At 39.4% G+C, this 26,620-nt stretch carries 16 protein-coding genes and 1 pseudogene; 13 read left to right on the top strand and 4 right to left on the bottom strand.

The annotated features are described in order from the left end of the window. The first annotated feature begins 271 nt into the window (after positions 1-271). The 9 genes and pseudogenes from UXI14_RS15185 to UXI14_RS15145 all read left to right on the top strand — a co-directional run bounded on the left by UXI14_RS15185 (position 272) and on the right by UXI14_RS15145 (position 5,441). Positions 272-1,252, top strand: a complete 981-nt coding sequence (locus UXI14_RS15185) for a virulence RhuM family protein (RefSeq protein ID WP_335966848.1) — start codon at positions 272-274, stop codon at positions 1,250-1,252. Positions 1,253-1,579: 327 nt separating this feature from the next. Beyond that, positions 1,580-1,855 (top strand): transposase, encoded by a 276-nt coding sequence (locus tag UXI14_RS15180; protein ID WP_335966847.1) that lies wholly within the window; start codon positions 1,580-1,582, stop codon positions 1,853-1,855. 185 nt (positions 1,856-2,040) lie between these two features. Then, complete coding sequence (locus UXI14_RS15175) at positions 2,041-2,322, top strand: type II toxin-antitoxin system RelE/ParE family toxin (protein WP_335966846.1); 282 nt, start codon at positions 2,041-2,043, stop codon at positions 2,320-2,322. Between the two features lie 12 nt (positions 2,323-2,334). Further along, entirely contained in the window at positions 2,335-2,640 is a 306-nt protein-coding gene (locus UXI14_RS15170) for a HigA family addiction module antitoxin (protein ID WP_335966845.1), read from the top strand. A gap of 85 nt (positions 2,641-2,725) precedes the next feature. After that, positions 2,726-2,929 (top strand): annotated as a pseudogene (locus UXI14_RS15165) (transposase domain-containing protein); the annotation flags it as partial. Positions 2,930-2,940: 11 nt separating this feature from the next. Next, on the top strand, positions 2,941-3,450 hold the full coding sequence (locus UXI14_RS15160; RefSeq protein WP_335966844.1) for a DUF6398 domain-containing protein: 510 nt from the start codon (positions 2,941-2,943) through the stop codon (positions 3,448-3,450). Between the two features lie 189 nt (positions 3,451-3,639). Beyond that, positions 3,640-4,032, top strand: a complete 393-nt coding sequence (locus UXI14_RS15155; protein WP_335966843.1) for a hypothetical protein — start codon at positions 3,640-3,642, stop codon at positions 4,030-4,032. A gap of 217 nt (positions 4,033-4,249) precedes the next feature. Further along, the gene (locus UXI14_RS15150; protein WP_335966842.1) at positions 4,250-5,233 is read left to right on the top strand and encodes an alpha/beta fold hydrolase; all 984 of its coding nucleotides are present in this window, start codon (positions 4,250-4,252) and stop codon (positions 5,231-5,233) included. Further along, positions 5,208-5,441, top strand: a complete 234-nt coding sequence (locus tag UXI14_RS15145) for a hypothetical protein (protein WP_335966841.1) — start codon at positions 5,208-5,210, stop codon at positions 5,439-5,441. Before UXI14_RS15150 ends, UXI14_RS15145 begins: the two co-directional genes overlap by 26 nt. Before the next feature lie 89 nt (positions 5,442-5,530). On the opposite strand, the gene UXI14_RS15140 is transcribed toward UXI14_RS15145, so the two are convergent. The 4 genes from UXI14_RS15140 to UXI14_RS15125 form a co-directional block, all read right to left on the bottom strand. Next, positions 5,531-5,737 carry a DUF6327 family protein gene (locus UXI14_RS15140; RefSeq protein WP_277901386.1) on the bottom strand — a complete coding sequence of 69 codons (207 nt, stop codon included), beginning with the start codon at positions 5,735-5,737 and terminating at the stop codon, positions 5,531-5,533. 125 nt (positions 5,738-5,862) lie between these two features. Beyond that, entirely contained in the window at positions 5,863-6,219 is a 357-nt protein-coding gene (locus UXI14_RS15135) for a phage holin family protein (RefSeq protein WP_277901385.1), read from the bottom strand. 10 nt (positions 6,220-6,229) lie between these two features. After that, entirely contained in the window at positions 6,230-6,607 is a 378-nt protein-coding gene (locus UXI14_RS15130) for a YtxH domain-containing protein (RefSeq protein WP_277901384.1), read from the bottom strand. Between the two features lie 181 nt (positions 6,608-6,788). After that, positions 6,789-8,471, bottom strand: a complete 1,683-nt coding sequence (locus UXI14_RS15125; protein ID WP_335966840.1) for a glutamine--tRNA ligase/YqeY domain fusion protein — start codon at positions 8,469-8,471, stop codon at positions 6,789-6,791. A 354-nt stretch (positions 8,472-8,825) separates the two neighbouring features. On the opposite strand from UXI14_RS15125, the gene UXI14_RS15120 reads away from it, so the two are divergent. The 4 genes from UXI14_RS15120 to UXI14_RS15105 all read left to right on the top strand — a co-directional run bounded on the left by UXI14_RS15120 (position 8,826) and on the right by UXI14_RS15105 (position 26,512). Further along, positions 8,826-11,015 (top strand): gliding motility-associated C-terminal domain-containing protein, encoded by a 2,190-nt coding sequence (locus UXI14_RS15120; protein WP_335966839.1) that lies wholly within the window; start codon positions 8,826-8,828, stop codon positions 11,013-11,015. Positions 11,016-11,019: 4 nt separating this feature from the next. Next, complete coding sequence (locus UXI14_RS15115) at positions 11,020-13,158, top strand: PorP/SprF family type IX secretion system membrane protein (protein ID WP_335966837.1); 2,139 nt, start codon at positions 11,020-11,022, stop codon at positions 13,156-13,158. Between the two features lie 69 nt (positions 13,159-13,227). Next, positions 13,228-25,536: a T9SS type B sorting domain-containing protein gene (locus UXI14_RS15110; RefSeq protein WP_335966836.1), complete on the top strand. Its 12,309-nt coding sequence runs from the start codon at positions 13,228-13,230 to the stop codon at positions 25,534-25,536. 10 nt (positions 25,537-25,546) lie between these two features. Further along, complete coding sequence (locus UXI14_RS15105; protein WP_277901379.1) at positions 25,547-26,512, top strand: type IX secretion system membrane protein PorP/SprF; 966 nt, start codon at positions 25,547-25,549, stop codon at positions 26,510-26,512. Positions 26,513-26,620: the final 108 nt, after the last annotated feature.

The following is a 26,620-nucleotide window of genomic DNA, read 5'->3' as shown; positions in this document are numbered from 1 at the left end:
AACAGCATAAAATATGTTTTTGAAGGGCTTTTAAAAAAGAAGACGAGACTTTTAAGCTTGCCACTCCACTTTTAGCATGTTTTTGGATGAACTTCAGATACTTTTTAAGGTTGTAGGCAATGGCAGAGAGCTGCATACATTTATTGGCTTGTTTAATGCCAATGGGGTATTAACCTTTCTAAGTCCCATAAATTGGGTCAGTGTATGCAAGGGAATTGATAAAAACTGAAATGAATGATATGAAAATAAAAGACAATTAACAGCAAACAAAATGGAAGAAAACAAATCCCAAATAGTCATTTATCAAACCGAAAACGGAGAAACCAAATTGGACGTGCGTTTTCAGGACGAAACCGTTTGGCTTACCCAAAAACTGATGGCGGAGTTGTTTCAGACTTCCATTCCCAATATCAATATGCACCTCAAAAACATCTTTGATGAAGGCGAATTGGAAGAAAATCGAACTATTAAGGAATTCTTAATAGTTCAACAAGAGGGAAGCCGAGAGGTAAAACGAAAGCAGGTTTTTTATAATCTTGATGCTATCATTTCGGTCGGATACCGTATAAAATCGCATATAGCAACGAAATTCAGGCAATGGGCTACCCAGCATTTAAGGGAATACATTGTAAAAGGATTTGTTTTGGATGACGAACGCTTGAAAAATCCCGATTTGCCGTTTGACTATTTTGAAGAATTGGAAAAACGGATACAAGATATTCGTACTTCCGAAAAACGGTTTTACAGAAAAATTACGGACATTTACGCCACAAGTGTGGATTATGACCCTACTTTGGACATCAGCATTGAGTTCTTCAAAACAGTTCAGAACAAACTACATTGGGCAATTACAGGGCAAACGGCAGCCGAAATAATCAGTGAAAGAGCCGACAGTTCAAAAAAGAATATGGGTTTGACCACTTGGAGAGGCACTCAAATCCGAAAACCAGATGTTTCCATTGCAAAGAATTACTTGAACGAAGAAGAATTATCCGCTTTGAACAATTTGGTGGAGCAATACCTGATTTTCGCACAAGGACAAGCCCAACGAAGAGTGCCAATGTATATGAAAGATTGGATTGAGAAGTTAAATGGTTTCTTGACACTCAACGATAGGGAAATACTGAACAATGCGGGAAGCATCTCCCACGAATTGGAAAAGCAAATGCGGAACGGGAATACGAGAAATTTAAAGAAAACCAACAGAAAACAATCGGTGAAGGCGACTTTGAAAAAGCGATTAAAAAGATAGAAAACAAAAAACGGAAATAATGCCAACGCTAAAACCATACACATTGCCAAGTCGCACCAGCCAGCCGACACGCAAACCAAAACTTGGCAAAGAGTATGATTTCCCCAACGCTGACGGACAAGCGGAACGAAAAAAGTACGTGTGCTAATAACTAAGCGTTCGTGTGGTCGGTACGGCCAAACATGAACGCCGTGTTGACTGAACCGGCAGTTGGTCGGTTAGCCTACTATGGGGATTGATTTATTTTTTAAGGGGAGTTTATGGGAGGGTGTAAACTGAACTCTGTCTGAATAGATTTAAATTATTAATTTTATTCAGATAGTACTTATGAGCAACGACGAACAACAATCATTTGAAAAACAGGTTCTTGAACAGTTTATGTCAGGGAAGAACCTCTTCGGGGAAGGCGGCGCCTTAGCCCCGATGTTAAAGAACGTGATAGAAAAGGCCTTGGAAGCCGAGATGGATGCCCATCTTGATGATCAGGAGCGCACCAAGGGCAATAAGCGCAACGGTAAGGGTAAAAAGACACTGAAGAGCCGTTTTGGTAGTTTTGATATTGATACTCCCGAAGCTAATTTAAAATACGATTTGCCAACTTGAAAGAGGATGAGCTTATATTTGTAGATTGAATTAGAAGAGCCGTATGACGGGAGACTATCACGTACGATTCTGTGAGAGGGGAAGGGTGAAACTCCCTTCTCCTACTCGACACAAACACGTTAGGCAACATTTGCACAAAACAAATTTTTTACTTACCTTTGACGTTAGTAACGTAAAAAATTATTATGATAATTTCGTTTGGTTCGAAAGAAACCGAAAAAATCTGGAGCGGTATCAGAGTCAAAAAAATGCCGATTGAAATACAGAATGTGGGACGTAGAAAATTGAGAATGCTTAACAACTCTCAAGACATTGCGGATTTAAGAATTCCACCTTCCAACCGACTGGAAAAATTGACGGGAAAACTAAACGAATTTTATAGCATTAGAATTAACAAACAATGGAGGATAATATTTCAGTGGGATAACGGAAATGCAAGAGAGGTTGAAATAATTGATTATCATTAAAAAATAAAAGAAATGGAAAAATTAGCAAATGTACATCCTGGTGAAGTTTTGAATTTTGAATTTCTTGAGCCACTTGAAATTTCGGCTTATAGACTTTCTAAAGATTTAAAAATACCACAAACTAGGATTTCAGAAATAATAAAAGGTAGACGCAGAATAACCGCTGATACAGCTCTGCGCTTGAGTAAATATTTCGGAAATTCTGCAAAATTTTGGCTTGGACTTCAAGATGATTATGACATTGAAGAGGAACGTGATGAAAAAAAAGCGGAATTGGACGAAATAAAAAAATACGAAAATAAAAACGTTGCCCAATAACTAAGCGTTCGTGTGGTCGGTACGGCCAAACATAAACGCCGTGTTGACTGAACCGGTAGTTGGTTGGTTAGCCTACTATGCCCAAGCTCTCGGGAGAAAAAACCTCTTGTTTGCAGGTTTCCATAAGGCTGTCCAAAATGCAGCTATGATATACTCCTTCTTTGGAAGTTGTAAGGTGCAGGGAATCAATCCGCAAGTATGGTTGGAAGAAACCCTGAAGAAAATACCGGATCACAGCATCCAAAAACTTGAGGAACTCCTACCCGGATACCCTACAGATAAACCATAAAAAATCAAACAATGACCAAAGAACAGGTTAAAGAAAGACAAAAACAACTCCTGGAACTAACCGGAACCTTTTGTGCCAAAAAACTTAATGAGGAATATGCTGAACTTTGCCAAAAGCTTATCAAAAAAATGGGCAGGAAAAGAGAAGTCCCTTTTAAAAGGGGTAAACTGGAAATATGGGCCGCTGCTGTAATACAGGCTATAGGTTCCATCAATTTCCTGTTTGATAAATCTTTTGATCCTTATATCCCCTCCAAAGAAATCCATGACTACTTTGGCACCAAATCCTCCACGATAACTAACAAAGCTGCGTTCATTAAAGAAATGTTCGATATGTGGCATTTTAACCCGGAGTTCTCTACTTCTGCAATGGAACAAAATAACCCTTTTAACAATCTGGTCATGGTAAATGATCTTATCGTTCCCGTGGATACGCTTCCAGAGCACATGCAACAAATGGTGCATCAAGCAAGAGCTGAAGGAAAGGACATTGCCTTTACTACTGAGTATGAAGACGACTAATCTATAAAGGTAGTTGCTCGGATGGATACTTTGCCTTGCATACTTAAAGTTATGAATCCAATGAAAAATTAATATCAACGCTATGTCAAATTTTTGCTAACGTCTGTGCCAAACCGAAAACAAACGCATATTAACCCGTAACTGACGGTTATACTAGGCCATTGTGTACATTATAAAAAAACCTAAAATATGAAAAAAGCTTTGATTTTAATATTGCCTTTTTTACCACTGACTTTACTCGGACAAGAATTAAAATGCTGTAAAACTGAAAAAGATGTTGAAACTTATTTGAGGGGCGATTGGAAAAAGAAAGATTCTGACATAAATCGTTTATACAGAAATGAATTCAAAAACGGGAAAGGCAAGTTTAAGGTTTTCGTAATTAATGAAGATGGTACTTTAAACCCAGTTGAAGAAAATGTTCCTGAAATTAGGATTCTAAAAAAAAGCAAAGGCTTTGAAATTGAGAATGACTTTGGAGTTCTAAAAACGATTACTGGAATAAAATATCTGGATTCTAATAAGTTGATTGTGACCAGAAGAGATGGAGCTGAAACAGAATATTATAAAATTACGGATTAAAGAATACAGTACACTGTAGTTTACCTAAAAATGACTGACCTCCTCCCATATTTAGGTGCTGGTCAAAAGTAGAAAATCTGAGCTAACAACGAGCCATGCACGAGAACCGTTGGCAACAGTTTGACAACTCATCCTTTAAAAGCAACAATTCAGAATTTAATTTTTCTAACAATAGGATTTTAGATTCATTTTTGGCGAGAAATAATTAACTGAAAAAATGCGACACAAAATTTTTAAACGAATTATCAAGACACTTTTAATAGGTCTTTTTATTTATACACTAATCTGTTTAGCTCTCATTTACTGGCCGATTAAACTTGAAAAAAATGTAAAGAATTATGATTATAGTTCTGTTAAAAAACACACAGAAATAACTTTAGGAACTGAACAATGGCTAAAAATGAGAGATGGCTATGAAATTTTTAGTAGAATTTATAAAAGTCAGAGTAAAGATGTGATGATTCTGATTCACGGCTCGGGATCTGAAAGTAGATACTTGTCAGAAATTGCAAATGAAATCGCAAGTAAAAATATTGCTACGGTAATAACTCCCGATATAAGAGGACATGGAAGAAATAAAGGAAGGCGAGGTGATATTGATTTTATTGGACAACTTGAAAACGATATCGAAGATTTAATCCAATTTAGCAATAAAAATCTTTATGCAAATAAAACCATTTTGGCTGGGCATTCATCGGGTGGAGGATTTGTCTTGAGGTACATTGGAAATCCAAAAAACATTCAAGTGGATAAAGCCATTTTACTCGCACCCTATTTAGGTTATAAGGCGCCCACGGTAAAACCCAATAGTGGAGGGTGGGTGAAAGTCGCTTTAAAAAGAATCATCGGACTTTCTATGCTAAATAACTTCCATGTGAAAAGCTTAAATCACTTACCTGTATTGTTTTTTAATCGTCCTGAAAACATTAATGACAGCCTACAAGTCCCTTCCTATTCATACAATTTGACAATGAATTTTGACACAAAAGACCATCAAAATGAAATAAAAAACATTGATATACCATGTTTGGTCATGGTCGGTAATGAGGATGAAAGCTTTTACCCTGAACAATTTCCAGTTGTATTTGAGCCCGCTAAAAAATTTGTGCGTGTTGAAATATTAGAAAATGTAAAACATTTAGATATTGTAAAGAACAGTAAAACGTTCAGGTTAATTGAAGAGTGGAACAAAAAGAATTAAAACTGTTGCCGACAAAGTATCCGCAAAAATAATTTATAAACCGAATCACAAGGTCAACTGTAGCCTTGTAGCCTTACCCAATTTAGGGAAGGCTTCTATGAGCAAAGGAATTTTTATAGACACAAATATAATGTTGGACTTTTTAGGAGATGGAAAACGGTTTTATGAACCGATTGCGAAAATTGCAACGTTAGCTAAAAAAGCTTAAAAAGGGCTGTTAAAATTCCAACTGAATTTTAACAGCCCTTTTTCCCCGACATATACCAAACAACATAACCAAAGTTTGGGGAGGATTTTTTAACCAAATATTTTGCGCATTACCTTAAGTGCTAACGCACGCTTGACAATATAGCCCGTGGTTTTGCCTATTACGTTCAAAAACCCCAAATCGTCTTTTAAGCCGTTATAATTCAGTTTTATTTCTTCTTTATGAATTTCTTTTTGAAGTTTAAGAACTTTTAGGTCTTTGTCAATTTCTTCAAATGAGGTATAAATCCTTTTCATTCGTTCAGTTTTTTTAAAAGAGGGAATCCATGCTTCGTGCTAAAAAGCCATTATTCCATCAATTTTTTTGATCTTTTTTTATCTTCAACCGTTATTCCCACGCTAATTTAGCTGATACAAGAGGACTAGTCGTCAAAATCAAAAAAATCTTTTGAGGCTTTAATTAATATTTTCCTTTCAATGGTTTTTCTAAACCCATAATATGCAACAAGCGCAATTATAAGGTATATACCGCCCAGTATTAAAAATCCGAGCCCTAAATTATCCAGCCAAGCACCTATAAATAATGCCATTGCAAAGGTTAGTAATAGCATTGCTCCAAAAAGAACAGCTCCAATGGACATAAACAAGACCATTGAAGAGGTTCCTTTGGTAAGTGTTTTAAAGATGCTTAACTTATAGTACTCGTAATTTTTTTCAACAAACTCCTGTGTACTCTTATTAAGTCCTTCAAAATTTTCAGACAAATCGTTAAATGCCATATTAAGCTATCTATTTGGTTGCTTTTGCAACTTTGCTTTCTATTTTATTTACAACGCCTTCTTTTTGTAGTTTGGCGTTTTTGGCCCTTAGTTCTTCTAACTTTTCTTCCAGGGCCACCAAAATATCATCGGCCTTATAGCTCATGCTGGACAACGTGTCTTCCAGTTTGTGTTCAAATTCTGTTCGGGCATGATTTGCTTTGGCCGAAAGTTGATTTGTTGTTTTTTTAAGTTGCTTTTCCAACTCTTTTTGAGTTTTCTTTGCATTCTTTTTAATTTTTTTTCGGGTCACATCTCCTTTATCGGGAGCATACAAAATTCCAACACCAGCCCCAATGGCTGCGCCGGTAAGTAATGCTAATAATGTATTTCCTGTGTTGCTTGACATAGTTTTATTTTTTTTCTGATTAATATAAATACTAAATTCTATGTAACCTAAGATACGTAAATTGAAAGAATTTTACGAATAAAAGCGCCTAATTAGCCTATTATTAACACACTATGTTAAAGAAATAAAAAAGCACCCTGAATCAGCGTGCCTTTATAGCGAAATATTTTTATTAAGAATATTACTTACTGTCTATTTTTGCCCAAGTATCGCGCAGGCCAACAGTTTTGTTGAACACCAGTTTTTCATGGGTTGTATCACGATCTACGTTAAAGTACCCGATACGCTGAAACTGGAAATGATCGCCTTCTTTGGCGGTTTCAACACTGGGTTCTACATAACCTTTTACAATGCGAAGCGAATCTGGGTTTACAAATTCCAAAAAATCTTTTCCTTCGTGCCTATCTGGCTCTGCTTCGGTAAAAAGGCGGTCGTATTCCCGAACTTCAACTTCTTTAGCATGTGGAATGGAAACCCAATGTAAGGTCCCTTTTACTTTTCGTTGGCTTTCGGGCGTCCCGCTTCCACTTTTGCTCAATGGGTCGTATGTGCAATGTACTTCAACAATATTCCCTTGATCATCTTTAACAGCTTTTTCAGCTTTGATAATGTATGCATTTTTTAAGCGTACCTCGCCCCCGAGTTTTAATCGGAAGAACTTTCTATTGGCTTCTTCCCTGAAATCTTCTTGTTCAATGTAAATTTCTCTAGAAAAAGGCACTTTTCTGTAGGTAAGCACGTCTTCTTCGGGATTGTTTTCGGCTTCCAAATACTCATCGGTATTTTCTGGATAATTGGTAATTACCACCTTAAGTGGGTTTAAAACCGCCATAATCCGTGGAGCCTTTTTGTTGAGGTCTTCCCGTGCATGAAATTCCAATAGAGAGACATCAATAAGGTTGTCGCGCTTGGCAATACCAATGGTTTTGGCAAAATTCTTTATGGAATCGGGGGTATAACCGCGCCTTCTCAATCCGGAAATTGTTGGCATGCGGGGATCATCCCAACCTTTTACAACACCTTCCTCCACCAAGCGGAGCAATTTGCGCTTACTTACCACGGTATGGCTTAAGTTCCTCCTGGCAAATTCGCGTTGTTTTGGTTTTACCTTGTTTGGGTCATAAACCTGTTCCAAAAACCAATTGTACAAATCGCGGTGCATGGCAAACTCAAGCGTACAAAACGAATGCGACACTTGCTCGATATAATCGCTTTCACCATGTGTCCAGTCGTACATGGGGTAAATACACCAATCGGTATTTGTTCGGTGGTGCGCTTTGTGCAAAATGCGGTACATTATGGGGTCGCGCATGAGCATATTAGAAGAAGCCATGTCTATTTTTGCACGCAAAACATGCTCCCCTTCTTTAAAGTCCCCGTTTTTCATCTGTTGAAAAAGCGATAAGTTTTCCTCAACGCTTCTATTTCTATAGGGGCTTTCTGTTCCAGGTGTGTTGGGTGTGCCTTTTTGTTCGGCTATTTTTTCGGATGGCTGACTGTCTACATAAGCCTTCCCTTTTTTTATCAGTACCAGAGCCCAATCGTATAATTGCTGGAAATAATCGGATGCATACCGCACTTCGTCCCATTTATACCCGAGCCACTCAACGTCGCGTTTAATGGCATCGACAAACGCTTGCTCTTCCTTTACGGGGTTGGTATCGTCGAACCTTAAATTTACCGGGGCACTGTATTTTTCGCCCAGCCCAAAATTTAAACAAATGGAACTTGCGTGCCCAATATGCAGGTAACCGTTAGGCTCAGGCGGAAAACGAAAACGAAGGCCCTCTTTGTTAAAGCCTTCCTTTAGGTCGTCTTCAATGATATGTTCTATAAAATTTAATGATTTTGCTTCTTCTGCCATTTTTTAAAACTTATAAGCTGCAAAATTACGTAAATTTTAGGGTTTTATGGATGTGGATGCCCCAAAATGGAAAAAGTGGGGTTTGGTTAAGTTATTAACAGAATTTTTTATGAGATTTTCCAGAAGGTAAAATTTTTAAAATCCTATAAAAACATAGGTTTTTGGGTTATTTTTTTACAAACCGATGAGTATGTTTTGTCTTAAAAATGTGAATAACTTTACGAAATACCTTCTTGGCATATAAAAACGGGCGTTTCACCACAATTTGTAAGAATTGTTGAAAAAATCTAATAACTTTGGTTTTCTATTTCAGAAAGTTGTTACTTTGTGTTTGCCCAAAATAAACCATGAACTATGAATAGAACTTTACACCAAAAATCTATTCGTCTTTGCCTACTGTCTATGCTCATAGGAGCTGCTACAGTGTATTCGCAAGATTTAAAAAAGCCCATCTTGGGATTTTCAGATGCTTGCGCTTCCAAAGACTACAATAGCTTTACCGTTGAATTTAAATGGGATCCCAACCCAATTGTGGAATCCGATAATAAATTCGTGCTTGAACTTTCCAATGCCAACGGCAGTTTTTCTTCCCCTACAACACTTGCAACCATTTCTGACAAAAATACGGTATTCGACTTTGACGTTGAGTTCAACATGCCCCAAGACGTGCGTGGTGAAAACTACAAAGTACGTATAAGGAGCACAAATCCAGCCAAGACAAGCCCGGCCAGTGACCCCTTTGGCGCTTACTACCTCAATGTAACCGAGCCATTGGTGGTTAACAATTTTGAAGAAGCTTCGGTTTGCGAGGCCGCTACCGTTTATCTGGAAGTAGACAACTACCCAAATGAAGCTTCGTACAATTGGTACAAAGACATGGCAATGATACCGGGAAAACACGAATCTTCCATTGAAGTTACCGAGCCTGGGATTTACTTTGCCGAAATTGATTATGGAAGCTATTGCTCAACATCAACGGCTTCCAACTTGGTAGAGGTTTATATTGAAAATTCCTTAGGCGTAGAATTGATAGGCGCTAAGAAAGTATCGCTTTGCCAAGACCAAACATATACCTTGACCACGGATCTGGATGATCCATCCATGACATATGGCTGGTACAAAGACGGCGAGCTACTTGAAAAAAACCACAGCAACACGCTGGTGGTAAATGGCAGCGACCCCGGTTTTGCCGGCGATTACTACGTGGAACTGGAACAGCCCGGTGGCTGTAAAGAAAAAACATCGACGGTGAAAATAGAGGCGGGAGGCTTTGATTTAAGTCTTGAGGCGCTTGGCGGCACGGTGCTTTTGCCACAGCAAACGCTTACACTTCAAACTTCAACAACGGCGGTTTCGGCCAGTTACCAATGGTATAGAAATGGCCAACTGTTGGCCGATGAAAGTGCCGACAAGCTTGTTGTGGGCGTTCCCGGCGACTACTACGTAAAAGTTTCGCAGACCGACGGATGTATTGCCAGTAAAACTTCGGATGCCATTACAATTGTAGAGCCTTCAGATTATGTGGCGTATGTTTCGTCTTCAAATTATAGCGATTGCAACAATAGCTCGGTTACCATATCTCTTGATAAAATAGAAGCCAATGCAACTTCAGAAGAAGTATACAACATTCCGCAGTCTGCATGGAACGGGTTTTCATACCAATGGGTATATAACGGAAATCCCTTAACAGGAGAAGCATCCAAAAGCATTGAAGTTTCAAGCCCGGAAAACAACGGCAAATATGCCTTGGTTGTTACCATGGAAAACGGCAAGAGGGTTACTTCTGAAGCGTTTAACGTAAAATTAGGCTTGCATATTTCCCCGCAGATTACAGGCAACGGAAATGTTGCTTGCGATAGCGGTAACACGATTGAAATTACTTCTACCGTTACAGACAAAAAATATACATACACATGGTATAGGAACAATGTTGAACTTACTGAGAATACTCCGAATTTCGCTACCAACCTTTCAGGAACATATCAATTAAAAGTAAGTGCCTACGGCTGTTCGGTAGCATCAAACGAATTTGTGATTAACCCATTCGATGCTTCCCTGGTTACCATTGATGCCCCAGAAACCATAGCCGTTCCCGAGGGGGAAACAAAAACGGTTACAGCTTCGGGAGGAGATGCTTACCAGTGGTTTAACACCAAGAACGAATTGATAAGCAACGGGCCATCGGTAACTTTATCCGAAGAAGGCGAATATACATTATTGGCTTCCGTTGGGGAGTGCCAAGCTACAAAAACCGTTAAGTTTACCAATTTAGTGAGCTACGTAGTTCCAAACGTTATAACACCCAATGGAGATGGCTTTAACGACTTGTGGATCATACCAAACTCGTATGCATACCAAAAAGACGTTACAGTAAACATTTACGAGCAGTCCGGAGCACCAATATACCAAGCATCGGCCTATCAAAACAATTGGCCAGAGTCGTCCAGCATTATGTATACCGGAGGAAGGCCGCCCATATATTATTACAAAATTACCAAAGGAAAAGAAACATTAAAACAAGGTACCATTACCGTGATCAAATAAACTAATGAAGCTCAGGTTATTCTCAATCCTAGTCCTACTGCTGTGTACTTGCTCCCTTTTCGGGCAGGAAGACGAGGCCGTTGTATCCATTGAGATCCCTGCACAAAACCTTTTGAAGTTCGACCGTTTTTTGATCAACCCGACTTTTTCAACGGTAAACGAAGATTTTTCTTATTTGAATTTTTATCACAGAAACCAATGGGTAAGCTTTGAAGACAATTACCAAACCTATTTGGCAAGCTATTCCGGAAGGATAAGCGATAGGTCTGGGCTTGGGCTTAGTATTTACCATCAAAAATTCGGGACCATTTCCAATTTTGGTGTTATCGCCAATTACGCATATGGAATCAGGCTGGCAGAACGAAGCAATCTTACATTCGGTTTCAATTTATCGTATTACAATAGTGGCATTGATAAAGGCAATATAAATACGGGACAGCCAGACGACCCGTTGATTGCCGACCTTCAGGACGGTTCTTTGTTGACCTTTCAGCCGGGAATAAACCTTTCTTTGGGAAATTTCGACATTGGTGTGTATGCCGAAAACGCATTTGATTACAACATAACCAATGGAGAGTCACTAACCGATTTTGGCGATAAAACCTTTACCGGGCACTTAATGTATACCAAACGGTTTCAAAATGGGCAGGGCATTATGGAAGATGCCAGGCTCAGCGCTTTAACAAGGGCACGCCGTGTTGGCGACGACTATGTAAACCTGTCCGGGAGCTTGATTTTAGATTTGCCCAAACTTGGGTGGTTACAAACCGGGTACGACGATTATTATGGCATTGCCGCTGGTATTGGTTTTAACATTACCAAACGGCTTTCGTTGGGCTATACCTTTGAGAAAGGCATAGAAGACGACGTGGCCAACTTTGGGGTAACCCACGAAATTAATTTTGCCTATTCCTTCCAACCAACGCTTAGTGAAAACCGTGTGTTCGAAGATTTGGAAGAAGACGAAAACCTGTTGATGGTAGAAAATGAAGAAGCACAAGATACCATAACGGATAAAGATGCAGAAATTGCCCGGCTAAGAAAACTGGTAGCCGAAAACAACATGATTATTGATGAAATGATGTTTAAGCAGGATTCTATGGAAGAAGCCAGAAAGAACGACATTAATAAAAGGTTTGCCTATATTCTAAAATACATTAACGATAACAAAGGGGCGCCCAACCAACAACAAGTAAAGGAGAATGTGGTGGCAATGATGAAAGAAATGGATGAAGATGCCTATAAAGAAGCCGATAAAAAATATACCAATGAGTACAACAAATTAAATCCCGCTAGCAAATATTCATACGCTACTAATAACAATAACAAGAGAAACAACAGCAATAGGGTTTCCCCAAAACCAGTTGGCAAGCAAAGCGTAAGTTCCGGCAAAGTATTAACTGCATCAATGACTACAACAACCATAGCCAATGTAGAAGACGGGGCTTACGTGATTGCTAACGTATACAAGACAGACGATTATTTAAATAAGTTTTTAGACCAATTGGATGCTCAGGGAATCGATGCCGGGTATTTCGAAAAGAACGGCCTCAAGTACGTTTACATTAAAAGGTACGACAGTGTAAAACAGGCAAGGCAATCCTACAACGACGACCTTGCCCAAACCTATAACGGCGATGTCTGGTTACTAAATGTTAGGAACAACAACCCAGCTTCTTATTCAAACACAGATACCGCTTATGCAAACAAGAATGTGCATAAAGATAATGGAGATACTAAGCAAGAGGCATTTGCCCATAGCAGTACGTCATACAATAACAACGCCACGTATGGCAATAACGGCGTATCATATTGTACCGATAGGTATGTGGCAAGAATATTAGCGTCTGATAAATATGGATATTCTGAAGCCCTCACCCAAGAAATTCCCCATGAAACGACAGCGCCCAAAAAGGGCTATTACATTATTGCCAATGTATTTGCTGAAGACGAAAATGCCGATCGGTATATTAAAAAATTAAAAGGCGAAGGCTACAATGCCAAATTCTTTATAAACCCAAAAAACAATTATAAATATGTATACATAAGTAAATATGAAAGTTGGCAAAAGGCCATGGTCTCTTACCGGGAAAACATTAATTACAAAAGGGATATTTGGATAATGCCCATGAAGAGCACTTAGCAAGCACTTATAAAGCATATTAGACATACAAAAAATATATATAGTAACAAGTCCCCAAAACTTAAAGCTATGAAACAAAACTACTTTACCCTAAAATCGTACTTACTAATTGCATGCATATTCTTTGCAGGCATTTTTGCGTTATCGGCGCAGGTTGGCCAAGCATTCTCGCAACGGCATACAACTAATATCCGTGGAGAGTTAATAATGCTTGCCAATAATGTTGTGAGTAAAGACGATAATTCCATTTCTTCAAACGATGATTACAATGGTAATGAAAACAACAACAATGTAAACGTAGAGTATATAGATATCGATTCAAGCGATGATACTTTTAGTTCGTCCAGTTCGAGGCTATCTCTTCAGGAATGTGCAGTTGTCAGGTATGCAGGTCTTTATTGGTCTGCTATTTATCCTTTCGACAGGGGTGAAAACGGGGGCGATAAAACAGGAACCCCTATAAAAGATTATAAAACAGTAAAATTGGCCGTTCCCGGGGCAAATTATATAGACGTTCCGGCGGATGACGAGATCTATTACGGGGCACCAACTGGAAAATTTTGGGAAACCAGTTATGTGTGCTATGCCGATGTTACTGACCTGATCACACCTTTAGCAGATCCAAACGGAGATTATTTTGTGGGGAATGTACGGGCTTCGCAAGGTAGAAAAGAAGGGGGGTCCGGAGGGGGCTGGGTTTTGGTAATTATATATGAAGACCCTAATATGCCAGGTAAATACATATCTACCTTTGATGGTTATGTTGCAGTATCCGGAACCGTTAATCAAGAGTTTAGCTATAATGGGTTTAAAACCATTCCAACCGGTCCGGTACGGGCAAGGCTTGGAGTTGGAACTTTAGAAGGCGACATAGGGCTTACCGGAGATAAAATGTCTATTAAGGCCGATGGAAAATCGAGTTTCACGAACCTTTCAAATGCGGGAAACCCACAAAACAACTTTTTCAACAGTAACATTACGGTAGATGGTTACAATGTAACCACAAGAAACACCAAGAGTGAAAATACATTGGGTTTTGATGCCGATATTTTTCAATTGAGCAACAATAACAATTCGGTTATCGATAATAACGAAACAGGATTAACCGTCAGGGTTTCTACCTCCGGGGATGGTTTTGGGGTATTTCTCAATACCATGTCCATAGATATTATTCAACCTACAATAAAACTCACGAAAATTGTTGAGGATAACAATGGAAATGATATAACAGGGGATGTTGTTGATTTAGGCCAAGAGATGTACTATGTTATAAAATTCCAAAATGTAGGAAATGATAATGCAGAAGATGTAGTAATTAGGGATGCATTGCCGATTAATGTGGATCCGTTAGCAGAAGGAATTGAACTCCCAGCCTCTATAAATGGAGAACGAGTGTCTTTTACTTATGATGAAAACACGCATTCAGTAAGTTTTAATGTACCTGATAACCACGTAGAAATTCAGGATCCTGAATATGAAATAAAACTTAAGGTAAAAGTAGTTGATAATTGCTATGAATTAAGGGATGCTTGTTCAAATATCATCCAAAATTTAGCATATGCATCCTATACCGGAGAAATAAACAAAGCTATTATTTCAGATGATCCAAGTGTTGCCGATTATGATGCTTGTGATATTGCAATTCCGGGATCTACTAACTTTTTAGCAGATATAGATGGTTGCAAGCCAACAAGTAAGGTTACATTATGTGGAGGAACAACAGATTTGGTTGCGGGAGATAATTTTGAAACCTATCAATGGTATCGACAAGATGCAGGTGGAAACTGGATAGAAATCTCTGGGGAAACAAATCAAATATATACCGCAAGTACTTTTGGGGAATATAAAGTGGTCAAAACCACGACAGAAACTAGATATGTAAATGGGGAAATAGTAAACTGTTTAGCTTTTGATGAATTCTTCACTATAGAACCTAGAAGTAGTAATCCGGAAAATCCTTTTGCGGATCAAGCTGATAAAACAGAAATTTGTTCGAATGATGGATCATTACTCCCGTTGTTCTTTTTATGTGGGGTAGGTGACGAAAGAGCATTGTCTGCAAGTGATTTTAATGGAGCATCTTCTTTTGAATGGCAAAAACTTGATGAAGGATGCGCAGATGAAACAACTGAAGAAACTTGTCCTACCAGAAGCAATAGTTGTACGTGGACAACTGTTAGCACAAATCAAAACTTCACATTAAGAGAGGCTGGAGAGTATCGTCTTGTAGTAACATATGATGAAAAATGTTTCACTAGATATCCTTTTAAAGCATATCAAAACTCACTTGATCCAATTATAACGCCTGAAGATATTATTTGTGATACAAATGGTAAAATAGATATTTCGGGAGTTGGTACTGGTTATGAGTTTTCTTATGCACGATCATCTCAAGCGTTTGACCCGAATACGGCCATATGGCAAACCGATAATGAAATTTTAATAGACGAAGCAGGAGTTTATACCGTTTATATCAGACAAGCAAATGTAGATGTTGAAGAAGGAGATAGAAACCCTTGCTTATTTAAATTTGATAATATAGAAATAGAAGACAGGGAATTTTCTTTATCTGTTATAGCCAATAATCCATTATGTTACGACGGTAACGGATCTATTTCTGTAAAAATTGATGGAGCTAGGGCAGATTATTCTTATTGGTTGATGGATGAAACCGGATCAATAACAATAGAAAAGTCGTTAAATCAAGAAGATAATCATCATATATTTTCGGATAAAGCACCTGGAACGTATCTAGTTGAGGTTTTAACTGAAGACGGCTGTACCGACAGCAAACCTGTAACAATTGTAGCTCCCGAAGAAATGAAGCTTACAGCTGTTGAACAGGATATTGCCTGCGATGATGGAACGGTAACCCTAACCGTTGAAGGCGGAACCCCGGAATATTCGTATGCGGTATGGAGCTATGTGCCGGCAACCGGAGCTACAGCTCCAGCAATAAGTTATGGAGATATCGACCAAATTGCACCAGAAGCGTATTTCGATAATACCAATGTATATGCAGTAGCTCCGGGTGCAGAAGGAACCTATGTGTTTTTGGTATCCGACGATAATAATTGTAACTCACTTTCTAACACAGTAACCGTAGAGTACAAACCACTGATCGATTGGGAATTGGCAAAGACAGATTTAAGCTGTTTCCAATCAGGCGATGGAAAAATTACTGTAAATCATGGCGCCACCAATGGCTACAACCTTACTTATTCACTTGAAAAACCAGATGGTTCTACCGTAAATTCATCAACGGGAGAATTTAATAATTTACCGGCCGGAAGAAACTATAAAGTTACCGTTACACAGACCTATGGAAACCAAAGTTGTACTTCCGATGATGTTATCACTCTTACCGAACCGGATCGGTTAACGGCATCGGCCGGGGTTTCTAAGCTCCCGGGTTGCGATGCTTTCGATGAAGATTTAGCAGAAGTACGTATTACAAATCCGTTAGGAGGAACACCTCCATACGAATATAGCTTTAATGGCGATATCGATTCTAATTATAGTATTTCACCAGTAGGTTATTTAGCAGCCGATACACATACACTTTATGTGAGGGACAGCAAGGGATGTACGTACGCTATGGAAGTTGAAATCCCGGACCTTCCCGAAGCACCAGAAGCAGAAGTAGATTATACCTACAATTGTGATGGAAGCGGGAACATTACCGTAACACCCGATATCCCTGAATACGAATACACCTATGATGTTGACGGAAACCCAATTACGGGCGATTTTGGAGATGAGTTTACCTATGATAATTTAAGTCCGGGAGAACATAAAGTAACCATTCACTACAATAATCCGAATTATGTGAGTTTTTCCGAATTATTGTTTGATGATTTCGGGAAGGGCATCAATACAAAAAGTCTAAATGTAAATAGTGCATATATATACGAATCGCAAAATGGGAATGATGACCCCAATGGGGATGCTGATAATATGTTGGACGATGGGGAATATGTTGTGACGAGTGATTTAAAAGTACTTGGTGGGCAACAATGGAGAAGTCCTTCAGATGGGCAAGGGGAACCCCATGGAAGGTATTTGGCGATAAATATTGGAGAAACGGCAGGTGCAGGCGGGATTATATATGAGAAAGAAATAGAAGATGTTATTACCGGCAAGGAAATAATAGTAAATATTAGTGTCTATAACTTGCTATATGCTTCATCTGGTCAGTATGACCCCGATATCGCCCTGGAATTGGTAAATGCAGCAGGAACTATTGTAAGCAGCAATAATACGGGTCCCATTGATAACGATGAACAGTGGCACCATTTAGAAGTAAAATTACCTGCGATTAGTGTAGGTGAAAACCTTACATTTAGAATCAAAAGTTATTCAACGCAAACTTCAGGAAACGACATTGCAATAGATGGTCTAAAAGTATATCAAACCCCCGAAAAATGCGATTTAACTATAGAAGTTCCAATAGCTATCAATGGAGAAGCATTTAAAGCCGAACTTTTAGACGCTACTTCTACAACTTGTAATGGCTACGACGACGGTACGATTGTATTTACAGCAGAAAATTTTAATACCTCCGATGGTTTTCAATACTCCACCGATAATATAAATTGGTCGGCAATACAAACAACGTCACCTGTAACAATTTCAGGCTTAGAGGCTGACGATTATACCATTTATGTAAGAGATGCAAGGGATGTTAACAATACTGCTTGTAAAATAGATTTTAAAGCTACAGTTCCAGAGCCAACTGCCATAACCGTTTCTGCGGATGTAATTCAACAAATGACATGCGATAATAGTTACACAGCTATTATTGAAGCGTCAGCTGGAGGAGGGAATGGCAACTTTGAATACCAATTAGAAGACAATGCAGGAGGTATTATTGCGCCATATCAAACAGAAAATGAGTTTACGGTAACTGGTGCTTCCAATGCAGGCGATTATGTAATTCGTGTTAAAGACGAAAAAGAATGTGTAAGCCCGGCAACGGCAAGCATAGAAGTTACGGCGCCCGAAGTAATAGATTTTAGTGTTAGTGCAGAAGCATGCTACGATGGCAAGAATGGCGATATAACCGTTACTGTTAACGCTGGTAACGATAATTATGAGTTTAGTCTAGACGGCACAAATTGGTTGCCAGCCGATCCTTCTACTCCAAATCAATATGTGTTTAAAAACAGAACCCCAGATAATTATACAGTATATGTTCGGGACGGTTACGGTTGTGGCGATGATAAACCAATAAGTATTGAGCCTAGATTAACAGCCTCTGTTGAGTCTCAAACAGATATAACTTGTCTTGGTGAAGCAGATGGACAAGCAGTAATTACGGTCAACAATGCACAAGGCGATTATAGCTATACAGGTGATGGAAAAGGGGGAGATTCTGGAATTTCATCCAATACCTTTACAGTTAGCGATTTAGCCCCCGGCGATTACATCATTGAAATTACAGATGCTGAATCCTGTTCTGTTGAAGTAGAATTTACCATTAGCCAACCAACAGCGGCATTAACAATAACCGATATGGAGGTAAAGGATATTACCTGTAATACCGATGGAAGTGTAACCATAACCGCTGAAGACGGTTGGGGAGATTATGAGTATAAATTAACCCGTCCAGATGATACAGAGACCCTATTCCAAGCCAGTAATGAATTTACAGGTTTAACCGATACTTCTGGAAACTATACTGTTACAGTTAAAGATGCCGGAGGTTGCGAAGTAACCGATACGTTTACATTGGATGAAATTGCTCTACCAGATGTAACTTTATCAGGCACAGACCTTTGTTACGACTCAAGTACCGGGGGTGTTAGCCTAACAGCTACAGTAGCCGCAAATACCGGGACACCAAATTTTAGCTACGTACTTACTAACACAGGCACTGGAGTTTCAAGACCTTCTCAGACTACTAATATATTTAATAATGTTACACCGGGAATCTACACCGTAACCGTAACCGATGCCAATGGTTGTCCAGACACCAGCGATGCCCTAACCATTGAACCGGAGTTAACAGCGAGTTCGATTGTTAGCAAAGGATTGGATTGTAGTATATCTCCAGATGGTGAAATTACAGTAACTATTAATGGAGGCTATCCAGATTATAGTTATGAAGTTAGCATTGATGGAGCAGCATATACAGGAAGTACAAACTTACCTATGGGAAGTACTTCTTTTACATATTCCTATAGCAACCCAGCTACTGAAACAACTTATAAATTTAGAATTACTGATAATGAAGGATGTATAGCTGAAACAGGAACAATTACAATTCAACCTATAACTTCTCCTGAAGCAACTCCAATTATAACAGACGTAAGTTGTAGTGGTAATACAGATGGAATAGTAGAAATTGATATCGATGAAACAAAAGGAGCATCACCATATACAATTAGTTTTGATGGTAGTTTATTCACTTCAAAATCAGTATACTCAAATCTTAGCCCTGGCCCATACAATTTTGTGGTAAGAGATGGCAATGGATGTGAATTCCCGGGAACAGCTACTGTTGGGTCTCCTGTTGCCATAGATGCTTCAATTGTTATTAATCCGATGACATGTGATGTAAATGACACAACTGGTGATGTAAATGCAGGTAGTTTTGAAGTAAATATAACTCAAGGAGGAGTTGCACCCTTTACCTATGAATTATTTGATAGCTCTGGAAACCCCACATCTTTTACAGACCCCAACGGCAGTTCATATGATACTCCAAATACATCGCACACATTTGTAGGCATAAATATATATGCAGATTATATTATCAGGGTTACTGATTCCAATGGATGCGAGTTTATTGAAAACCCAGTAAGGATGCCTTCAACACCATTTTTAAGTGTAGAATCTGAAACGGTCGCAATAACTTGTTCTGCTGGAGCCACAATGGATATTACGGCTTCTGGTGGAAATGGCGATTATAGTTTTGAAATATTTGGACCGGGTACGGCTCCAGATTCTAAGGTGAATGGACCGGGAGTTAATGAACAAACGGCTACTTTTTCGGGGCTCAACCCTGGTCAAACATATATTTTTGAAGTAACCGATAATGTTTCCAATTGTGTTGCTTACCACGAGGCAAAAACTACGGCTATATCTAGTTTAGCGTTTGATTTGTTTGATTTTGAGGATGTTTCATGTAATGGTTCTGCTGATGGAGAGGTATCATACGCTATAAGTGGAATAGACCCTGCTGCTACAGAATTAACATATACAGTGCTTGATAAAGTAACAAGTACTCCAATTATAGGCGCTAATGGCACCATTGCACTAAGTGCTACACAAACTACAGTAAGTGGAATTATTCCAAATATTCCACCCGGAACATATGTTGTATTGTTCGAAGAGATTGGTGGAACAGAATGTTCATTGACGGAAGAGTTTTTTATTAGAGAGCCTTCACAAGTAAAAATAGAGTCAGTAAGCAATATAAATGCAAATTGTAATATTGGGTCACAAGTTACTGTTAGAGGTTCTGGAGGAACCGGACCATATACCTTTGCATTTGTAGAAAATGGCATTGTGCCTACTGTTGGAGATTATACCGCTGCTGCAAGCGCTGAATTAGATCCGGTTATCAATACTGAATGGGATGTATATGTAATGGATAATAATGGTTGTACAAATATGGTTGATGTATCTATTATACTTGACCCATCCCCGGAAATTTCAGGAACAATAGACGATTTATGTGCCGAAGAAGGAAAATACAGTGTTACCATTTCTTTAGATTCGGCAAGAATGTCTCCATACCAAATAAGCATAAACGGGCAACCGTTCCAAAATACAGCTTTTGATGCTTCTGATGAACTTCAGGTAGCCGATTTACATTCAGGCAGCGGGCAGAACATCCGTATAAAAGACGTAAACGGCTGTATTGATCGGTATGATTTTGATATTTACCCACCATTAGTGCCTTCTTTAACGGTAACAGCACAACCCGTTTGTACTCCGGGAACGAATGGTGCCGGGAACAACGGAGAAATTACTATTAATGCAAGTGGAGGTACTGGTGATTATGGTTATGAAATATATAACGTTGATGCGGGAGGTAATCCTACTACTGCTGTAACCGGAGCTATATTCTTTGGGAATGTTATCACAAATGTTCCTTATGGAGATTTTATTGTTAGAGTTACAGATAATTTAAATGATGGAGATATAACAACCAATTGTTCAAAAGACGTTCCGGTAAGTTTGGAAGCCCCAACACCTGTAGCGTTTACCTTGTCGGCAATAGACGTGAAATGTAACGGTGGAACCGATGGTTCCATAACCGTAGAACTCGACCCAGCAAATGATAATCCGCCTTATAGTTATGATTTATATCAAATTGATGCTATTGGGGGAGCCATTCAAGGATCTGTTCTTGACACCAAATCGGGAACCGACAATGTGTTTAGGGGTCATGGTGCAGGGTTCTATCGTGTTAGAGTTACTTCTGATAAAGGATGTGAACTATATCAGGACATTGAAATTGATGAGCCAGAACTCCTCGAAATTGCCGCCGCCGCATCCAATTCTTGTGGAAACGAAGGTACGTATGCGGTAACGGTTACTTTAGACCCTGATAATTTAGGAAATATAGGAACTGCACCTTATCAATTAAGAGTAAATGGAGCATTGCGAGATATTACATTCACAGCCAATCAATATAAAATAACCGGTTTAAATGCCGGCGACTATTCCATCGAAATTATCGATGATAACGGATGTAATTTTGTTATCAACAGTGATATTACCATTACACCATTAGACTTTAAACCAGACGTAACTACGTTGTTGGATTGTGAGCCTGCACCAGCAAGTAATGCCGTAATAACATTGAGCGCTTTCCAAGGTTCCGGTGATTATAGCTTTACGGTTGTCGGACCCAATGGAATTACTGGAAGTGGAGATATTACCCTACCTTCAACTACATGGGATGGTGCTGCGGAGGCGGGTGATTATGTGTTTACCATTACCGATGATGCTGTAGGTTGTACCATTGATAAAACGGTAAATGTACCGGAAACTAAACTTCCTAAGTTTACTGCTACCGCCATCGACGCCTTATGTAATGCAACAAACACAGGTAAAATACGGGTAAATGCCATACAAAACGGGTTAACGCCATTAACATATTCAATCTCACCTAATCCTGGAGGGATTATAACTTTTAATGGAGCAACCAATACGTTTGAGAATGTGCCTGCCGGCCCTTATACCATTACGGCTCAAGGAACAAATAGTTGTACAGCTACAGAGCCTGTAACTGTTGGCGAACCGCTAGCAATTACAGGGCTTAATGCTACTGTTACGCAATTTGTTTGCAGTGCAGGGACCAATACCAATAATATTGCAAGAGTAAGTATAAATGGTAAGATTACTGGTGGAACAGGCGACTATGTTTTTGAGTTTATTTATACCAACGGAAATCCGGCAGAAACAATTACACAACGTTCCACGGCGACAGAATTTATTGTAAGCAATACCTTGGGCGGAAATGTAGAAATAAATGTTTACGATGATAATGGTTGTACTCCGGCAAGTGAAAATGTCACCATCGATCCTTTTGTAGCGTTTGATGAAATCACGGCCACGCCCATACAACCAACGTGTAATGGTGCCGATGGAAGTGTTTTGGTAGAAACAACCTTGGTTAATTCGGCTTTAGGTATAGATAATGACCAGATACAATATCATATTGCCAGTACTGATGGTTCTACCAATTCAACAATTTTAGATGCTACCGATGCTTCTCCATTAGATTATCAGTTCGACAACTTAGATATAGGAAGCTACATCATTACGGTTACCAACCTTAGTACGGGTTGCGAACTCAAAACAACCGCAGTTTTAACCAACCCAAATACGTTTGATGTGGAAGTAACCAAAATCCAGGATGTAGAATGTTTTGGCTCTGAAACAGGAATTGTGGACGTTAATTTAATAGACGATACGTATACAGTTCCCTTTAGCTGGACTATTTACAATGCACAAGACGATACGGTTGTTAAATCTGGAACAGACGGAGACAACGAGGGAATAACTTTATTTGCCGGAACGTATTATGTGGAGGTTACTCAAATTAACACGCCTTTCTGTACTAACAGAAGTTTCTTTAATATAAAACAACCGGAAAATCCTTTAGCTATAGATGCCGATATTTCTAAAAAGATATCATGTTTGGAAAATGGCGAAATTACGGTTTCGGCTTCAGGAGGGTATGGTTTCTATGAGTTTGCCATGGTTCCGCAAGGAACAATACCTTCAGATGCCGATTTCTCTGATACAACGGTGTTTACTGATGTTATCGAAGGAACTTATGATATATATGTGCGCGATGAAAAAGGCTGTGATGAAGTATATGAAACATTGGCCTTAACGCAACCAGAACCGATAGTGGCCAGTGCCATTCAAGGAGATATAATTGAATGTGATGGTGAGATGACAGCTACTATTTCTGTAATTAATGTTTCTGGCGGTAGACCTGCGGTAGACCCATCCGTTGATTATCTGTTTATTTTAAATAGATTGGACGCTAGCGGGAACATCGTTTCAAGCGGTTCGCCACAAACCGATGCTATATTTACCGGGCTTCCGGCGGGAAGTTACAGCGTAACGGTAATGGACAATTACGGTTGTGATGTTGTAACCAATCCGGTAACGATTACTCAACCAGAAGAGGTTAAAGCTTCTTTGGGCTTAGACAAAGGTAATACCTGTACAACCGGGGCAATACTTGAATTAGTTGCTAGCGGGGGAACAGGTACCGATTACGAGTATAGTACGTCACCAAGTGGTCCTTGGACACCTTTTGGTGCTAATACCAATGATAACACAACGCAAATTGATATCCCTGGTCCAATTACTGCCGAGCAAAGTTTCCAGTTTTATGTTAGGGATGCAAACTTATGTATTTCAAGGGCCTCAAATAGCGTTACAATCTCTCCGGTTCGTCCACTTGAGATTACTCCAACTGTTGTTGCAGATGTGAGCTGTTATAACGAAGCAACCGGATATATTAAAGTAGATGTTACCGGAGGATTAGGAAATTACCTATATACTTTAATGGATGTTTCAGGAAATGTAGTGGTACGTCCGCAACAAGAAGAAAACACCTTTGACAGCCTCCCTGCAGGGGTATACTATGTACAAGTAGATAGTGAGGATTGTATGGAACAATTGCGAGTTGAAATTCTGCAAGGTCAGCCATTAACCTCTAAAGAACCTGTTGTGTTCAACCCAATGTGTTCAGACGACCTGGGCCGAATCGAACTGGAGCTTGAAGGGGGGACAGGCGAGTATCAATATGCCATTTCTCCAAATCTGGATCAGTTCCAGAGCAAAAATGTTTTTGAAGATCTTGAGCCTGGAACCTATACCATTATCGCCCAGGATTCCAAAGGATGTAATCCATATGTATACAAAAGGGAAATTGTAGCACCAAACCCAATTGCTGCCAAAGCAGATATTTTAAATCAAGAGTATTGCGTTGGCGATGGAACCGGAAGCTTTGAATTGAATATAGAAGGGGGAACAGCACCATATTCAACCGCTATAAACACTCAGGATGACAATGCTTTTGTTCAGGACAGAATAACATTTGACGGGCTAGCCGGCGGAGAAACCTATGTGGTATTTGTTAGGGATGCCAATGGTTGTCAAACCAATGTTATTGTAACTATGGACGCTCCCGTAAACCTAGACCCGCAAGCACAGGTAGCCTATACATGTATTGACAACTTGGCGTCCAATGAGGTGGAAATCATCTTGGCGCAAGACGGACTTACCGATGTAATTTATAGCATGGACGGAGGCCCGGATCAGTTTGAAAATAAATTCACAAACATTCCTCCCGGAAGTCATACTGTTACGGTTTCTTACTACGGATGTCAACGCACGGTCGATTTTACAGTTGACACCATTGAGCCATTAAATATGGCCGTTGGACAGAGCAATATCAATGAGTTTACCATGGAAGCATCTGGTGGGACACCGCCTTATGAATATTATGTGGATGGCGTTTCCAACGGAACCGATCCAACTTATGTAATCAGGCAGAGCGGTGTTTATGAAGTTAAAGTAATAGATGCCAATGGTTGCGAACGCATTGCACAAATAGAAATGGAATTTGTAGATGTAGATGTGCCCAATGTCTTTACGCCTGACGGCGATAATAATAACGATACCTGGACACCAAAAAACACCATTCAGTATCCAAATATAATTACCAAGATTTACGATCGCTATGGTAGGGTTGTTGCCGAATTGCGTTTAGGCGATGAATGGGATGGCCGTTACAACGGAACCCAATTGCCAACAGGAGATTACTGGTATGTTATAAAACTGAACGGGGATGAGGACGATAGGGAATTTGTAGGTCACTTTACACTTTATAGATAAAGAAACAATGATGAGAAAGTATCTTTTTATAATTGCAATAACGGTTGGGCTTTCTGCCAAGGCCCAGGAATTAACACTTCCAACATTTACACAATACCTGGCAGATAACGAGTTTGTAATTTCCCCCGTATACGCCGGTATTGGAGATTATGTAAAAATACGCGCAAATGCACTCACGCAATGGGTGGGTATCGAAGATGCACCCGATACCCAAACATTGGTTGGCGATGTGCGTTTGGGTCAGAAATCAGGCGTGGGGGCTTTGTTTTATAACGATAGAAATGGGAACACACGTCAAATTGGGGCTAGGTTGTCTTTTGCACACCACCTTACCCTGGACGATGCAAAAGACCGTTTCCTTTCCTTCGGAATCTCGTATAATGTTAATTCATTCCGACTGGACATTAACAATTTCGACACCGACGGCGATGGTGTTCCAGACACGGGAGATCCAAGCATTACAGACAACCGCTCAACAACAAATCACAACTTCGATGTTGGAGTATTGTTCCGAAGCGGTGGGTTTTATGCCAGTTTTAATGCATCTAATATTTTAAATAAAGACTTAAATGTTTTCGCGATAAACGAGCCCAATACTTTAAGGAACTATTACGTTTATACCGGATATCGCTACAAGAAAAATATTCGGTCGGATTTTGAATGGGAGCCTTCGGTTTTTTACCAAATCTTTGAAAGCGATGGCCGTTCCAGTACCGATGTGAACATGAAAGTTCGTTTTTGGGATTTTGAAGATTATTACTGGGCAGGGATTAGCTACCGCTTCTTAAATGATCAATTCTTCGACCCGTTAAATGTTGGTCCCATGGTGGGGATGAAAAAGGGAAGTTTTTACTTTGCGTATTCATACCAGCTCATCCTAAACGAAATCCAGGCATACAGCACGGGAACGCACATGGTAACCGTTGGAATCGATATCTTTCAGGGAATCAGCAATTGCCGCTGTATGATGCGGTAATTTTTGGCATTCAGTTTACAGCTACATAGTTAAAGGATAAATCAATAAGCCAAGGGCAAAAGGTTTGTTAAAAGTTTCAACTGACCCCTGCCCGCTAATCCCTTTAAC

The sequence above is a fragment of the Galbibacter sp. PAP.153 genome, assembly GCF_037029175.1.
Classification (GTDB): Bacteria; Bacteroidota; Bacteroidia; order Flavobacteriales; family Flavobacteriaceae; genus Galbibacter; species Galbibacter pacificus.
The sequence above is the reverse complement of the archived record's forward strand: the minus strand, read 5'-3'. Positions and strand labels throughout refer to the sequence as shown.

Coding starts and splice junctions, on each gene's coding strand:
- UXI14_RS15185 (WP_335966848.1), top strand. CDS start 272: ATGGAAGAAAACAAATCCCAAATAGTCATTTATCAAACCGAAAACGGA.
- UXI14_RS15180 (WP_335966847.1), top strand. CDS start 1,580: ATGAGCAACGACGAACAACAATCATTTGAAAAACAGGTTCTTGAACAG.
- UXI14_RS15175 (WP_335966846.1), top strand. CDS start 2,041: ATGATAATTTCGTTTGGTTCGAAAGAAACCGAAAAAATCTGGAGCGGT.
- UXI14_RS15170 (WP_335966845.1), top strand. CDS start 2,335: ATGGAAAAATTAGCAAATGTACATCCTGGTGAAGTTTTGAATTTTGAA.
- UXI14_RS15160 (WP_335966844.1), top strand. CDS start 2,941: ATGACCAAAGAACAGGTTAAAGAAAGACAAAAACAACTCCTGGAACTA.
- UXI14_RS15155 (WP_335966843.1), top strand. CDS start 3,640: ATGAAAAAAGCTTTGATTTTAATATTGCCTTTTTTACCACTGACTTTA.
- UXI14_RS15150 (WP_335966842.1), top strand. CDS start 4,250: ATGCGACACAAAATTTTTAAACGAATTATCAAGACACTTTTAATAGGT.
- UXI14_RS15140 (WP_277901386.1), bottom strand. CDS start 5,737: ATGAAAAGGATTTATACCTCATTTGAAGAAATTGACAAAGACCTAAAA.
- UXI14_RS15135 (WP_277901385.1), bottom strand. CDS start 6,219: ATGGCATTTAACGATTTGTCTGAAAATTTTGAAGGACTTAATAAGAGT.
- UXI14_RS15130 (WP_277901384.1), bottom strand. CDS start 6,607: ATGTCAAGCAACACAGGAAATACATTATTAGCATTACTTACCGGCGCA.
- UXI14_RS15125 (WP_335966840.1), bottom strand. CDS start 8,471: ATGGCAGAAGAAGCAAAATCATTAAATTTTATAGAACATATCATTGAA.
- UXI14_RS15120 (WP_335966839.1), top strand. CDS start 8,826: ATGAATAGAACTTTACACCAAAAATCTATTCGTCTTTGCCTACTGTCT.
- UXI14_RS15115 (WP_335966837.1), top strand. CDS start 11,020: ATGAAGCTCAGGTTATTCTCAATCCTAGTCCTACTGCTGTGTACTTGC.
- UXI14_RS15110 (WP_335966836.1), top strand. CDS start 13,228: ATGAAACAAAACTACTTTACCCTAAAATCGTACTTACTAATTGCATGC.
- UXI14_RS15105 (WP_277901379.1), top strand. CDS start 25,547: ATGAGAAAGTATCTTTTTATAATTGCAATAACGGTTGGGCTTTCTGCC.